The sequence below is a fragment of the Pseudomonas sp. P2S-1 genome (assembly GCF_057197725.1).
The window spans coordinates 3,948,515-3,962,943 of record NZ_CM170068.1 but is presented as its reverse complement, the minus strand read 5'-3'; the positions used below and the strand labels follow the sequence as shown (position 1 = coordinate 3,962,943).

The 14,429-nt window shown below is 58.2% G+C and carries 11 protein-coding genes and 1 tRNA gene; all 12 read left to right on the top strand.

What is annotated here, in order from left to right; translation table 11 throughout:
• The first annotated feature begins 23 nt into the window (after window positions 1–23).
• The 12 genes from tuf (at window position 24) to rpsG (ending at window position 14,413) form a co-directional block, all read left to right on the top strand.
• A complete protein-coding gene (gene tuf, locus AC2CQI_RS17715) occupies window positions 24–1,217 on the top strand; it encodes an elongation factor Tu (RefSeq protein ID WP_075805190.1) in 1,194 nt (397 codons plus the stop codon).
• Between the two features lie 54 nt (window positions 1,218–1,271).
• Window positions 1,272–1,347: transfer RNA gene (locus AC2CQI_RS17710), tRNA-Trp, on the top strand.
• 43 nt (window positions 1,348–1,390) lie between these two features.
• On the top strand, window positions 1,391–1,759 hold the full coding sequence (secE, locus tag AC2CQI_RS17705; RefSeq protein WP_075805198.1) for a preprotein translocase subunit SecE: 369 nt from the start codon (window positions 1,391–1,393) through the stop codon (window positions 1,757–1,759).
• Between the two features lie 9 nt (window positions 1,760–1,768).
• Window positions 1,769–2,302, top strand: a complete 534-nt coding sequence (gene nusG / locus AC2CQI_RS17700) for a transcription termination/antitermination protein NusG (RefSeq protein ID WP_075805197.1) — start codon at window positions 1,769–1,771, stop codon at window positions 2,300–2,302.
• Between the two features lie 118 nt (window positions 2,303–2,420).
• Entirely contained in the window at window positions 2,421–2,852 is a 432-nt protein-coding gene (rplK, locus tag AC2CQI_RS17695; protein WP_075805196.1) for a 50S ribosomal protein L11, read from the top strand.
• The gene (rplA, locus tag AC2CQI_RS17690; RefSeq protein WP_484577448.1) at window positions 2,852–3,547 is read left to right on the top strand and encodes a 50S ribosomal protein L1; all 696 of its coding nucleotides are present in this window, start codon (window positions 2,852–2,854) and stop codon (window positions 3,545–3,547) included. Before rplK ends, rplA begins: the two co-directional genes overlap by 1 nt.
• A 199-nt stretch (window positions 3,548–3,746) precedes the next feature.
• On the top strand, window positions 3,747–4,247 hold the full coding sequence (gene rplJ / locus AC2CQI_RS17685) for a 50S ribosomal protein L10 (protein WP_023628748.1): 501 nt from the start codon (window positions 3,747–3,749) through the stop codon (window positions 4,245–4,247).
• 77 nt (window positions 4,248–4,324) lie between these two features.
• Entirely contained in the window at window positions 4,325–4,690 is a 366-nt protein-coding gene (rplL, locus tag AC2CQI_RS17680; RefSeq protein ID WP_075805194.1) for a 50S ribosomal protein L7/L12, read from the top strand.
• Between the two features lie 218 nt (window positions 4,691–4,908).
• Window positions 4,909–8,982 (top strand): DNA-directed RNA polymerase subunit beta, encoded by a 4,074-nt coding sequence (gene rpoB, locus AC2CQI_RS17675; RefSeq protein ID WP_075805193.1) that lies wholly within the window; start codon window positions 4,909–4,911, stop codon window positions 8,980–8,982.
• 64 nt (window positions 8,983–9,046) lie between these two features.
• Window positions 9,047–13,246 carry a DNA-directed RNA polymerase subunit beta' gene (gene rpoC / locus AC2CQI_RS17670; RefSeq protein WP_484577447.1) on the top strand — a complete coding sequence of 1,400 codons (4,200 nt, stop codon included), beginning with the start codon at window positions 9,047–9,049 and terminating at the stop codon, window positions 13,244–13,246.
• Window positions 13,247–13,456: 210 nt separating this feature from the next.
• Complete coding sequence (gene rpsL, locus AC2CQI_RS17665) at window positions 13,457–13,828, top strand: 30S ribosomal protein S12 (RefSeq protein WP_003186084.1); 372 nt, start codon at window positions 13,457–13,459, stop codon at window positions 13,826–13,828.
• A gap of 114 nt (window positions 13,829–13,942) precedes the next feature.
• The gene (rpsG, locus tag AC2CQI_RS17660) at window positions 13,943–14,413 is read left to right on the top strand and encodes a 30S ribosomal protein S7 (protein ID WP_009397350.1); all 471 of its coding nucleotides are present in this window, start codon (window positions 13,943–13,945) and stop codon (window positions 14,411–14,413) included.
• Window positions 14,414–14,429: the final 16 nt, after the last annotated feature.

Here is a 14,429-nt window from a genome sequence, read left to right as displayed (position 1 = left end):
TCTTCTGTTGGAGGATAGTATCGATGGCTAAGGAAAAGTTTGAACGTAACAAGCCGCACGTTAACGTCGGCACCATTGGTCACGTGGACCATGGCAAAACTACGTTGACTGCAGCGCTGACTCGCGTCTGCTCCGAGGTTTTCGGTTCTGCAAAGGTCGACTTCGACAAGATCGACTCGGCTCCAGAAGAGAAGGCTCGTGGTATCACCATCAACACTGCTCACGTAGAGTACGACTCGCTGATTCGTCACTACGCGCACGTTGACTGCCCAGGCCACGCCGACTACGTCAAGAACATGATCACCGGTGCTGCCCAGATGGACGGCGCGATCCTGGTTTGCTCGGCCGCCGATGGTCCGATGCCACAAACCCGTGAGCACATCCTGCTGTCCCGTCAGGTTGGTGTACCGTACATCGTTGTCTTCCTGAACAAGGCTGACATGGTTGACGACGCTGAGCTGCTGGAACTGGTCGAGATGGAAGTTCGCGACCTGCTGAGCACCTACGACTTCCCAGGTGATGACACTCCAATCATCATCGGTTCGGCTCTGATGGCTCTGAACGGCCAGGACGACAACGAAATGGGCACCAGCGCTGTCAAGAAGCTGGTTGAAACTCTGGACAGCTACATCCCAGAGCCAGAGCGTGCTATCGACAAGCCGTTCCTGATGCCAATCGAAGACGTGTTCTCGATCTCCGGCCGCGGTACCGTTGTTACCGGTCGTGTAGAGCGTGGCATCGTTCGCATCCAGGAAGAAGTCGAGATCGTTGGTCTGCGCGACACCGTCAAGACCACCTGCACTGGCGTTGAAATGTTCCGCAAGCTGCTGGACGAAGGCCGTGCTGGCGAGAACTGCGGCGTTCTGCTGCGTGGCACCAAGCGTGACGACGTTGAGCGTGGTCAGGTTCTGGCCAAGCCAGGTTCGGTCAAGCCGCACACCAAGTTCATCGCAGAAGTCTACGTTCTGAGCAAGGAAGAAGGCGGTCGTCACACTCCGTTCTTCAAAGGCTACCGTCCACAGTTCTACTTCCGTACCACTGACGTGACCGGTAACTGCGAACTGCCGGAAGGCGTAGAAATGGTAATGCCAGGTGACAACATCCAGATGACTGTCACTCTGATCAAGACCATCGCTATGGAAGACGGTCTGCGTTTCGCCATCCGTGAAGGCGGTCGTACCGTCGGCGCCGGCGTCGTAGCCAAAGTCATCGAATAAGTAGTTGATTTATCTCTATCGGGCCGCTATAGTGGGCGGCCTGATTAAGCTTTTAGGTCAGTAGCTCAATTGGCAGAGCGACGGTCTCCAAAACCGTAGGTTGGGGGTTCGATTCCCTCCTGACCTGCCAGATTCTCTCGTGTATCTGGCTTTCTTTTCACAGGACCCACCATATGACTTCCAAGTCTGAAGCCCAAGACTCTCGCTTCGATCTGCTCAAGTGGCTTGCTGTTGTTGCCTTGGTTGTTGTCGGGGTTGTCGGTAACCAGTACTACTCTGCGTCGCCGATCCTGTACCGCGTAATCGCCTTGCTCGTTCTTGCTGCTGCCGCTGCGTTCATCGCGCTGCAGACAGTAAAGGGCAAGTCGTTCTTTGCGCTGGCTAAGGAAGCTCGCACCGAGATCCGTAAGGTCGTGTGGCCAACCCGCCAGGAGACTACCCAGACCACGTTGATCGTTGTGGTTGTGGTGCTGGTCATGGCGCTGCTGTTGTGGGGTCTTGATTCCCTGCTCGGCTGGTTGATTTCCTTGATTGTTGGCTAAGGGTGTCCTGTGGCTAAGCGTTGGTATGTTGTACATGCGTACTCGGGTTACGAGAAGCATGTAATGCGCTCGCTGATCGAGCGCGTGAAGCTGGCAGGCATGGAAGACGGCTTCGGCGAAATTCTGGTTCCCACTGAAGAAGTGGTTGAAATGCGTAATGGCCAGAAGCGCAAAAGCGAACGCAAGTTCTTCCCAGGCTATGTGCTGGTTCAGATGGACATGAACGAAGGGACTTGGCACTTGGTCAAGGATACCCCTCGTGTAATGGGCTTCATTGGCGGTACTGCTGACAAGCCGGCCCCGATCACCGACAAAGAGGCTGAAGCCATTCTGCGTCGTGTGGCGGACGGCAGCGACAAGCCTAAGCCGAAGACCCTGTTCGAGCCAGGTGAAGTGGTTCGTGTTATCGATGGTCCGTTCGCTGATTTCAACGGTTCCGTCGAAGAGGTCAACTACGAGAAGAGCCGCCTGCAGGTTGCAGTGCTCATTTTCGGTCGCTCTACTCCGGTAGAGCTCGAGTTCAGCCAGGTCGAAAAGGTCTAGTTGAGCGAAGCATCCCATACCCCGCAGCCCTGCGCTGCGGGGTTTTTTCGTCACCGGGATAAAACGCAAGCAAACCGGGGAGCCTTTCTGGCGTTCGTACCCGATATTGGAGTAGCTCATGGCTAAGAAGATTCAGGCTTACATCAAGCTGCAAGTAAAGGCCGGCCAGGCCAACCCAAGCCCACCCGTTGGTCCAGCACTGGGTCAACACGGTGTGAACATCATGGAATTCTGCAAGGCCTTCAACGCCCGTACCCAGGGTCAAGAGCCAGGTCTGCCGACTCCTGTGATCATCACTGTCTACAGTGACCGCAGCTTCACCTTTGAGACCAAAAGCACCCCTGCTTCGGTTCTGCTGAAGAAGGCCGCCGGCCTGACCAGCGGTTCGGCCCGTCCGAACACCGTTAAAGTCGGTACTGTGACCCGTGCTCAGCTGGAAGAGATCGCCAAGACCAAGACTGCCGATCTGACCGCTGCTGACCTGGATGCAGCCGTGCGTACCATCGCCGGTTCTGCTCGCAGCATGGGCCTCAACGTGGAGGGTGTGTAATGGCTAAGCTGACCAAGCGCCAAAAGGCCATCGCTTCTAAAGTAGAAGCTGGCAAAGTCTACAACTTCGAAGACGCAGCTGCCCTGCTGGCTGAACTGTCCGCCGTGAAGTTCACCGAGTCCTTCGACGTTGCCGTCAACCTCGGCGTTGACCCACGTAAATCCGACCAGGTCGTTCGTAGCGCTACCGTGCTGCCACACGGCACTGGCAAGACCGTACGTGTTGCCGTCTTCACCCAGGGTCCAGCTGCTGAAGCCGCTCTGGCTGCCGGCGCTGACCGCGTAGGTATGGACGATCTGGCTGCCGAAATGAAAGGCGGCGACCTGAACTATGACGTCGTCATCGCTTCCCCGGATGCCATGCGCGTTGTAGGTCAACTGGGTCAGGTTCTGGGTCCTCGCGGCCTGATGCCTAACCCGAAAGTCGGTACCGTAACTCCAGACGTAGCCACTGCCGTGAAGAACGCCAAGGCTGGTCAGGTTCGTTATCGCACCGACAAAAACGGTATCATTCACACTTCCGTTGGCAAGGTTGGCTTCGAAGCCGGCAAGCTGAAGGAAAACGTTGAAGCCCTGATCGCTGACCTGAAGCGTATCAAGCCAGCTTCCTCGAAAGGTATCTACGTCAAGCGCGTTACCCTGAGCACCACCATGGGCCCAGGTCTGGTCATCGACCAGAGCTCGCTGAACGCTTAAGAAAACGCTGGGTCGAGCGATCGGCCCGACGTTGAAAAATTGGGGTCCCTGCCTGGCGGGGGCTATCCAAGACCGTAGGCGGCGCAAGCCTTAAACCTTAAAGCCTACGCAGATGGTGCTCCCGATTCGTTATCGAATCAGACACCAAAACGACATCCGGCTTCGGCCAGATGAAACGGTAGAAACCAGGAGTAAACCCGTGGCAATTAAACTCGAAGACAAGAAGGCCATCGTCGCTGAAGTCAACGAGGCTGCCAAAGTCGCTCTGTCCGCTGTCGTGGCTGATGCCCGTGGTGTGACTGTAGGCGCAATGACCGGACTCCGTAAAGAGGCTCGTGAAGCTGGCGTTTACGTACGTGTCGTACGTAACACCCTGCTCAAGCGCGCTGTTGCTGACACTGAATTCAGTGTCCTCAACGACGCCTTCACCGGCCCGACCCTGATCGCTTTCTCCAACGAGCACCCGGGCGCTGCTGCCCGTCTGTTCAAAGAGTTCGCCAAGGGTCAGGACAAGTTCGAGATCAAGGCAGCTGCGTTTGACGGCAAGTTCATTGCAGCGAACCAGATCGACGTGTTGGCTACCCTGCCGACCCGCGACGAGGCCATCGCGAAGCTGATGAGCGTTATCCAAGGCGCCACCAGCAAGCTGGCTCGCACCCTGGCAGCCATTCGCGACCAGAAAGAAGCTACCGCTGCCTAAGGCGCGAGAACCTCTTTCCACTCATATGTTTAATTTGATGGCTGCGTAGGCTGTCACCCCAATACAGGATTTAAGTCATGTCTCTGACTAACGAGCAAATCATCGAAGCAATCGGCCAGAAAACCGTTCTGGAAATTGTTGAGCTGATCAAAGCAATGGAAGAAACCTTCGGCGTTACCGCTGCTGTTGCCGCTGCTGGCCCAGCTGCTGCCGCTGCCGTTGTTGAAGAACAAACCGAGTTCAACGTTGTTCTGACCGCCGCTGGCGACAAGAAAGTCAACGTGATCAAGGCTGTTCGTGAAATGACCGGTCTGGGTCTGAAAGAAGCCAAAGAGAAAGTCGACGGCGCTCCTCAAACCCTGCTGGAAGGCGTTTCGAAAGAAGCCGCTGAAGACGCGAAGAAGAAGCTGGAAGAAGCAGGCGCACAAGTCGAAGTCAAGTAATTTCGACCTTGCGACTCCAGCCCGAGCGTTAAGCAAAAGGCTGAGGCTGGTGGCTATTGCCACCGGCCTTTTTCCGTTATTGGCAGTCAACCGGGTTGGCGCCGATAACGGGCATCACCCACCACGAACGGTGGCGCAAACCATGGGGTTTGCACGATTTTCTGGTTGCTCCCGCCGGGAGGAGCCAAACAAGCAGGTGACCAAGCTGGGGAACGCTGATGGCTTACTCATACACTGAGAAAAAACGTATCCGCAAGGACTTTAGCAAGTTGCCGGACGTCATGGATGTGCCTTACCTCCTGGCCATCCAGCTGGATTCTTATCGTGAATTCCTGCAAGCGGGAGCGACCAAGGATCAGTTCCGCGACGTCGGCCTGCATGCGGCCTTCAAGTCGGTTTTCCCGATCATCAGCTACTCCGGCAATGCTGCCCTGGAGTACGTTGGCTATCGTCTGGGCGAGCCGGCGTTCGATGTCAAAGAATGTGTACTGCGTGGCGTGACCTTTGCCGTTCCGCTGCGGGTGAAAGTGCGCCTGATCATTTTCGACAAAGAATCGTCGAATAAAGCGATCAAGGACATCAAAGAGCAAGAAGTCTACATGGGTGAAATTCCCCTGATGACTGAGAACGGTACCTTCGTAATCAACGGTACCGAGCGTGTGATCGTTTCCCAGTTGCACCGCTCGCCGGGTGTGTTCTTCGACCACGACCGTGGCAAGACCCACAGCTCCGGCAAACTGCTGTACTCGGCACGTATCATTCCTTACCGTGGTTCCTGGCTGGACTTCGAGTTCGACCCGAAGGACTGCGTCTTCGTGCGTATCGACCGTCGCCGCAAACTGCCGGCCTCGGTACTGCTGCGCGCGCTGGGCTACAGCACCGAAGAAGTGCTCAACACCTTCTACACCACCAACGTATTCCACGTTTCCGGCGAGAAGCTGAGCCTGGAGCTGGTGCCTCAGCGCCTGCGTGGTGAAGTGGCCGTGATGGACATCCAGGACGAGACCGGCAAGGTCATCGTCGAGCAGGGTCGTCGTATCACTGCGCGTCACATCAACCAGATCGAGAAAGCTGGCGTCAAGCAACTGGACGTTCCAATGGAATACGTCCTGGGCCGCACCACCGCGAAAGCGATCGTGCACCCGGCTACCGGCGAAATCCTGGCTGAATGCAACACCGAGCTGACCACCGAGCTGCTGATCAAGATCGCCAAGGCTCAGGTCGTCCGCATCGAGACCCTGTACACCAACGACATCGATTGCGGTCCGTTCATCTCGGATACTCTGAAGATCGACTCCACCAGCAACCAACTGGAAGCGCTGGTCGAGATCTATCGCATGATGCGTCCTGGCGAGCCGCCAACCAAGGATGCTGCCGAGACCCTGTTCAACAACCTGTTCTTCAGTGCCGAGCGCTACGACCTGTCCGCCGTTGGCCGCATGAAGTTCAACCGTCGTATCGGTCGTACCGAGATCGAAGGTTCGGGCGTGCTGAGCAAGGAAGATATCGTCGAGGTTCTCAAGACCCTGGTCGACATCCGTAACGGCAAAGGCATCGTCGACGACATCGACCACCTGGGTAACCGTCGCGTCCGTTGCGTCGGCGAGATGGCCGAGAACCAGTTCCGCGTTGGCCTGGTGCGTGTAGAGCGCGCGGTCAAGGAACGTCTGTCGATGGCCGAAAGCGAAGGCCTGATGCCGCAGGACCTGATCAACGCCAAGCCGGTCGCGGCGGCGGTGAAGGAGTTCTTTGGTTCCAGCCAGCTCTCGCAGTTCATGGACCAGAACAACCCGCTCTCCGAGATCACCCACAAGCGTCGTGTCTCCGCACTCGGCCCAGGTGGTCTGACCCGTGAGCGCGCCGGCTTCGAAGTCCGTGACGTACACCCGACCCACTACGGTCGCGTCTGCCCGATCGAGACCCCTGAAGGTCCGAACATCGGTCTGATCAACTCCCTGGCGGCCTACGCCCGCACCAACCAGTACGGCTTCCTGGAAAGCCCGTACCGCGTGGTGAAAGAGGGTGTGGTCACCGACGACATCGTGTTCCTGTCGGCGATCGAAGAAGCGGATCACGTCATTGCACAGGCTTCGGCCGCAATGAACGAGAAGAAGCAACTGATCGACGAGCTGGTAGCTGTTCGTCACCTGAACGAATTCACCGTCAAGGCACCTGAAGACGTGACCCTGATGGACGTTTCGCCGAAGCAGGTTGTTTCGGTTGCAGCGTCGCTGATTCCGTTCCTCGAGCACGACGACGCCAACCGTGCGTTGATGGGTTCCAACATGCAGCGTCAGGCTGTACCGACCCTGCGCGCCGACAAGCCGCTGGTAGGTACCGGCATGGAGCGCAACGTTGCCCGCGACTCCGGTGTCTGCGTGGTTGCTCGCCGCGGTGGTGTGATCGACTCCGTCGATGCCAGCCGTATCGTCGTTCGCGTAGCCGATGACGAAGTCGAAACCGGCGAAGCCGGTGTCGACATCTACAACCTGACCAAATACACCCGCTCGAACCAGAACACCTGCATCAACCAGCGTCCGCTGGTGAACAAGGGTGACATGGTCCAGCGTGGCGACATCATGGCCGACGGCCCGTCCACCGACATGGGTGAGCTGGCTCTGGGTCAGAACATGCGCATCGCGTTCATGGCGTGGAACGGCTTCAACTTCGAAGACTCCATCTGCCTGTCCGAGCGTGTGGTCCAGGAAGATCGCTTCACCACGATCCACATCCAGGAACTGACCTGTGTGGCCCGTGATACCAAGCTCGGCCCAGAAGAAATCACCGCGGACATCCCTAACGTGGGTGAGGCTGCGCTGAACAAGCTGGACGAAGCCGGTATCGTCTACGTGGGTGCCGAAGTCGGCGCCGGCGACATCCTGGTCGGCAAGGTCACGCCAAAAGGCGAAACCCAGCTGACTCCGGAAGAAAAACTGCTGCGCGCGATCTTCGGCGAGAAGGCCAGCGACGTTAAGGACACCTCCCTGCGTGTGCCGACCGGCACCAAGGGTACCGTCATCGACGTACAGGTCTTCACCCGTGATGGCGTCGAGCGCGACAGCCGCGCGCTGTCCATCGAGAAGATGCAGCTGGACGAGATCCGCAAGGACCTCAACGAAGAGTTCCGCATCGTCGAAGGCGCGACCTTCGAGCGTCTGCGTTCCGCTCTGAACGGCCAGGTTGTCGATGGCGGCGCGGGCCTGAAGAAAGGCACCGTGATCAGCGACGAAGTCCTGGACGGCCTGGAGCACGGCCAGTGGTTCAAACTGCGCATGGCCGAAGATGCACTGAACGAGCAGCTGGAAAAGGCTCAGCAGTACATCGTCGACCGCCGCCGTCTGCTGGACGACAAGTTCGAAGACAAGAAGCGCAAGCTGCAGCAAGGCGATGACCTGGCTCCAGGCGTACTGAAGATCGTCAAGGTCTACCTGGCGATCCGCCGTCGCATCCAGCCGGGTGACAAGATGGCCGGTCGTCACGGTAACAAGGGTGTGGTCTCGGTGATCATGCCTGTGGAAGACATGCCGCACGACGCCAACGGTACTCCGGTCGACGTGGTCCTCAACCCGTTGGGCGTACCTTCGCGTATGAACGTCGGTCAGATCCTCGAAACCCACCTGGGCCTCGCGGCCAAGGGCCTGGGCGAGAAGATCAACCGCATGCTCGAAGAGCAGCGCAAGGCCGCTGAGCTGCGCAAGTTCCTGACCGAGGTCTACAACGAGATCGGTGGCGTTCAGGAAGATCTCGAGTCGTTCACCGACGAAGAGATCCTGACCCTGTCGCACAACCTGAAGAAGGGCGTGCCTATGGCTACCCCGGTCTTCGACGGTGCCAAGGAACGTGAAATCAAGGCCATGCTGAAACTGGCCGACATGCCAGAGAGCGGCCAGATGGTGCTGTTCGACGGCCGCACCGGCAACAAGTTCGAGCGTCCTGTGACCGTTGGTTACATGTACATGCTCAAGCTGAACCACTTGGTGGACGACAAGATGCACGCCCGTTCCACTGGTTCCTACAGCCTGGTTACCCAGCAGCCGCTGGGTGGTAAGGCGCAGTTCGGTGGTCAGCGTTTCGGGGAGATGGAAGTGTGGGCGCTGGAAGCATACGGCGCGGCATACACCCTGCAGGAAATGCTCACAGTGAAGTCGGACGACGTGAACGGTCGGACCAAGATGTACAAGAACATCGTGGACGGCGATCACCGTATGGAGCCGGGCATGCCCGAGTCCTTCAACGTGTTGATCAAAGAGATCCGTTCGCTCGGTATCGATATCGATCTGGAAACCGAATAACACGTGACGCGAATCGGGAGCGCGGCCTAACGGCGCGCTCCCTGCTCCGCCAGGAGGAAAGGCCTTGAAAGACCTACTGAATTTGCTGAAAAACCAGGGTCAAGTCGAAGAGTTCGACGCCATCCGTATCGGACTGGCCTCGCCTGAGATGATCCGTTCGTGGTCGTTCGGTGAAGTTAAAAAGCCGGAAACCATCAACTACCGTACGTTCAAGCCTGAGCGTGACGGCCTGTTCTGCGCCAAGATCTTTGGCCCAGTCAAGGACTACGAGTGCCTGTGCGGCAAGTACAAGCGCCTGAAGCACCGTGGCGTGATCTGCGAGAAGTGCGGCGTTGAAGTCGCCCTGGCCAAGGTTCGTCGTGAGCGCATGGCGCACATCGAGCTGGCTTCGCCGGTTGCCCACATCTGGTTCCTGAAGTCCCTGCCGTCCCGTATCGGCCTGCTGATGGACATGACCCTGCGTGATATCGAGCGCGTTCTCTACTTCGAGAGCTACGTCGTTATCGACCCGGGCATGACCACCCTGGAAAAAGGCCAGCTGCTGAACGACGAGCAGTACTTCGAAGCGCTGGAAGAGTTCGGTGACGACTTCGACGCCCGCATGGGTGCCGAGGCTGTCCGCGAGCTGCTGCACGCTATCGACCTGGAGCACGAGATTGGCCGCCTGCGCGAGGAAATCCCGCAGACCAACTCGGAAACCAAGATCAAGAAGCTGTCCAAGCGTCTGAAACTGATGGAGGCCTTCCAGGGCTCGGGCAACCTGCCTGAGTGGATGGTCCTGACCGTTCTGCCGGTTCTGCCGCCAGACCTGCGTCCTCTGGTTCCGCTGGATGGCGGTCGCTTCGCGACTTCCGACCTGAACGACCTGTATCGTCGGGTGATCAACCGTAACAACCGTCTGAAGCGCCTGCTCGACCTGTCCGCGCCGGACATCATCGTGCGCAACGAAAAGCGCATGCTGCAGGAAGCGGTCGACGCCCTGCTCGACAACGGTCGCCGCGGTCGTGCAATCACCGGTTCGAACAAGCGTCCTCTGAAATCCCTGGCCGACATGATCAAGGGTAAACAGGGTCGTTTCCGTCAGAACCTTCTCGGTAAGCGTGTTGACTACTCCGGCCGTTCGGTAATTACCGTAGGTCCGACCCTGCGTCTGCACCAGTGCGGTCTGCCGAAGAAAATGGCTCTCGAGCTGTTCAAGCCGTTCATTTTCGGCAAGCTGGAAATGCGTGGTCTGGCGACCACCATCAAGGCCGCCAAGAAGATGGTCGAGCGCGAGCTGCCAGAGGTCTGGGACGTTCTCGCCGAAGTGATTCGCGAACACCCCGTACTGCTCAACCGTGCACCGACCCTTCACCGTCTGGGTATCCAGGCCTTTGAACCGGTTCTGATCGAAGGTAAGGCTATCCAGCTGCACCCGCTGGTCTGCGCCGCGTACAACGCCGACTTCGACGGTGACCAGATGGCCGTGCACGTGCCGCTGACGCTGGAAGCCCAGCTCGAAGCGCGCGCGCTGATGATGTCGACCAACAACATCCTGTCGCCAGCCAACGGTGAGCCGATCATCGTTCCGTCGCAGGACGTGGTACTGGGTCTGTACTACATGACCCGTGAGGCCATCAACGCCAAGGGCGAAGGTCGCGTGTTCGCCGACCTGCAGGAAGTCGACCGCGTATTCCGCGCCGGCGAAGCTGCCCTGCACGCGAAGATCAAGGTTCGTATCAACGAAACCGTGAACGACCGTGATGGCGGCAGCGTCAAGAACACCCGTATCGTCGACACCACTGTCGGCCGTGCGCTGCTGTTCCAGGTTGTACCGCCAGGTCTGTCGTACGACGTGGTCAACCAGCCGATGAAGAAGAAGGCGATCTCCAAGCTGATCAACCAGTGCTACCGCGTGGTTGGCCTGAAAGAGACCGTTATCTTCGCTGACCAGCTGATGTACACCGGTTTTGCCTACTCGACCATTTCCGGCGTTTCGATCGGCGTTAACGACTTCGTTATCCCGGACGAGAAAGCCCGCATCATCGGTACCGCTACCGACGAAGTGAAGGAAATCGAGAGCCAGTACGCCTCCGGCCTGGTAACCCAGGGCGAGAAGTACAACAAGGTCATCGACTTGTGGTCGAAGGCGAACGACGAAGTCTCCAAGGCGATGATGGCCAACCTCTCGAAAGAGAAGGTCATCGACCGCGAAGGCAACGAAGTCGAGCAAGAGTCCTTCAACTCGATGTACATGATGGCTGACTCCGGTGCCCGGGGTTCGGCTGCCCAGATTCGTCAGCTGGCCGGTATGCGTGGTCTGATGGCGAAGCCGGACGGCTCCATCATCGAGACGCCGATCACCGCGAACTTCCGTGAAGGTCTGAGCGTACTCCAGTACTTCATCTCGACTCACGGTGCTCGTAAAGGTCTGGCGGATACCGCGCTGAAAACCGCGAACTCCGGTTACCTGACCCGTCGTCTGGTAGACGTTGCACAAGACCTGGTCGTGACCGAGATCGACTGCGGTACCGAGCAAGGCCTGCTGATGACCCCGCACATCGAAGGCGGCGACGTTGTAGAGCCACTGGGTGAGCGTGTTCTGGGTCGTGTAATCGCCCGTGACGTGTTCAAGCCTGGCACCGACGACGTCATCGTTCCGGCCGGTACCCTGGTCGACGAGAAGTGGGTCGAGTTCATCGAGCTGAACAGCATCGACGAAGTGATCGTGCGTTCGCCGATCAGCTGCGAAACCCGCTACGGCATCTGTGCCAAGTGCTACGGTCGTGACCTGGCGCGCGGTCATCAGGTCAACATCGGTGAAGCGGTCGGCGTTATCGCTGCCCAGTCCATCGGTGAGCCTGGTACCCAGCTGACCATGCGTACGTTCCACATCGGTGGTGCTGCAAGCCGGACCTCGGCTGCCGACAGCGTCCAGGTGAAGAACGGCGGTATGGTGCGTCTGCATAACCTCAAGCAGGTAGAGCGTGCCGACGGCAACCTGGTCGCGGTATCGCGTTCCGGCGAGCTGGCCATTGCCGACGAATTCGGTCGTGAGCGCGAGCGCTACAAGCTGCCTTACGGTGCGGTCATTTCCGTGAAGGAAGGTGAGAAGGTCGAAGCTGGCGCGATCGTCGCCAAGTGGGACCCGCACACCCACCCGATCGTTACCGAAATGAAAGGTACCGTGACCTTCGTGGGCATGGAAGAAGGCATCACCATCAAGCGCCAGACCGACGAACTGACCGGTCTGACCAACATCGAAGTACTGGACGTCAAAGACCGTCCGGCTGCAGGCAAGGAAATCCGTCCTGCAATCAAGATGGTCGACGCCAATGGCAAGGATCTGCTGCTGCCAGGTACCGACGTACCGGCCCAGTACTTCCTGCCGGCGAACGCCCTGGTCGGTGTTGCCGACGGTGCGCAGATCGGTGTCGGTGACGTTATCGCGCGTATCCCGCAAGAAACGTCGAAGACCCGTGACATCACCGGTGGTCTGCCACGCGTTGCCGACCTGTTCGAAGCACGTCGTCCGAAAGAAGCGTCGATCCTGGCGGAAGTCAGCGGCACCATCGCCTTCGGTAAAGAGACCAAGGGCAAGCGTCGTCTGGTCATCACCCCGAACGACGGTACCGATCCGTACGAGGAGCTGATTCCGAAGTGGCGTCACCTGAACGTCTTCGAAGGCGAGCAAGTGAACCGCGGCGAAGTTATCTCCGACGGTCCGAGCGATCCGCACGACATTCTGCGCCTGCTGGGTGTCAGCGCCCTGGCCAAGTACATCGTCAACGAGATCCAGGACGTTTACCGTCTGCAAGGCGTGAAGATCAACGACAAGCACATCGAGACCATCCTGCGTCAGATGCTGCGTAAAGTTGAGATCACCGAGTCCGGCGACTCCAGCTTCATCAAGGGCGACCAGATGGAACTGACCCAGGTGCTGGTCGAAAACGAGCGTCTGGCGACCGAAGACAAGTTCGTGTCGAAGTTCTCGCGCGTTCTGCTTGGTATCACCAAGGCCTCGCTGTCCACCGAGTCGTTCATCTCGGCGGCCTCCTTCCAGGAGACCACCCGTGTTCTGACCGAAGCGGCGGTAACCGGCAAGCGCGACTACCTGCGCGGCCTGAAGGAAAACGTGGTCGTGGGTCGTCTGATCCCGGCTGGTACCGGTCTGGCCTACCACAGCGAGCGCAAGCGTCGCCGTGATGCCGACAAGCCGCTGCGCGTAAGTGCCAGTGAGGTGGAAGCCGCACTGACCGAAGCGCTGAACTCCAGCGGTAACTGAAGAAAGGGTGGGGCCCCGGCAAGTCTTCTCTGAAACTCGGCGACATGATTTGTCGCCGATGACCGGAGGGGGCGAGCCGGGGCCTCGTCTTGACTGTGGGCAAGATCCTCTTTAGACTCTTGTACCCCTAAATTCGGTAGGGCTCCGTCCTGCCGATTTTTGCTTTTCTTGCAAGACAATAGCGTCGCAAGACAACAGTGGAGCTAGTAGATGGCAACTATCAACCAGCTGGTACGTCAGCCGCGTAAGCGTATCGTCGAGAAATCCGACGTTCCTGCGCTGCAGAACTGCCCGCAACGTCGTGGCGTGTGCACCCGCGTGTACACCACTACGCCGAAAAAACCTAACTCGGCACTGCGTAAAGTATGCCGTGTGCGTCTGACCAACGGTTTCGAGGTTTCCTCGTACATCGGCGGTGAAGGCCACAACCTGCAAGAGCACAGCGTCGTCCTGATTCGTGGCGGCCGTGTAAAAGACTTGCCAGGTGTTCGTTACCACACCGTTCGCGGCTCCCTGGATACCTCCGGCGTCAAAGGTCGTAACCAAGGTCGTTCGAAGTACGGTACCAAGCGTCCGAAGTAATCGGCCGTTTGCAGTAGTTCATTCATTTTATTGAGTCGATAAGAGTAAGGTCGGGCGCGAACTCCCTGAGTTGGATGTCCCGGGCTAACCTGAAGACCGTTTGAGGGCTTATCAATGCCAAGACGTCGTGTAGCAGCCAAGCGTGAGATCCTGGACGATCCGAAGTACGGAAGCCAGATCCTCGCCAAGTTCATGAACCACGTGATGGAAAGCGGCAAGAAAGCAGTAGCCGAGCGTATCGTCTACGGCGCTCTGGATACCGTTAAAGCACGCAAGAACAGCGATCCCCTGGAAATCTTCGAGAAAGCTCTCGACGCCATCGCTCCGCTGGTCGAAGTAAAGTCGCGCCGTGTTGGCGGTGCTACTTACCAGGTTCCTGTTGAAGTGCGTCCATCCCGTCGTAACGCGCTGGCAATGCGCTGGCTGGTAGACTTCGCCCGCAAGCGCGGCGAGAAGTCCATGGCGCTGCGCCTGGCTGGCGAACTGCTGGATGCCGCTGAAGGCAAAGGTGCTGCAGTCAAGAAGCGTGAAGACGTGCACCGTATGGCCGAGGCCAACAAGGCTTTCTCGCACTACCGCTTCTAATTCAAGCATCAACATT

What these genes read in the sequence shown, in the direction of transcription:
- tuf (WP_075805190.1), top strand. Translation starts at nt 24, where the DNA reads ATGGCTAAGGAAAAGTTTGAACGTAACAAGCCGCACGTTAACGTCGGC.
- secE (WP_075805198.1), top strand. Translation starts at nt 1,391, where the DNA reads ATGACTTCCAAGTCTGAAGCCCAAGACTCTCGCTTCGATCTGCTCAAG.
- rplK (WP_075805196.1), top strand. Translation starts at nt 2,421, where the DNA reads ATGGCTAAGAAGATTCAGGCTTACATCAAGCTGCAAGTAAAGGCCGGC.
- rplA (WP_484577448.1), top strand. Translation starts at nt 2,852, where the DNA reads ATGGCTAAGCTGACCAAGCGCCAAAAGGCCATCGCTTCTAAAGTAGAA.
- rplL (WP_075805194.1), top strand. Translation starts at nt 4,325, where the DNA reads ATGTCTCTGACTAACGAGCAAATCATCGAAGCAATCGGCCAGAAAACC.
- rpoB (WP_075805193.1), top strand. Translation starts at nt 4,909, where the DNA reads ATGGCTTACTCATACACTGAGAAAAAACGTATCCGCAAGGACTTTAGC.
- rpsL (WP_003186084.1), top strand. Translation starts at nt 13,457, where the DNA reads ATGGCAACTATCAACCAGCTGGTACGTCAGCCGCGTAAGCGTATCGTC.
- rpsG (WP_009397350.1), top strand. Translation starts at nt 13,943, where the DNA reads ATGCCAAGACGTCGTGTAGCAGCCAAGCGTGAGATCCTGGACGATCCG.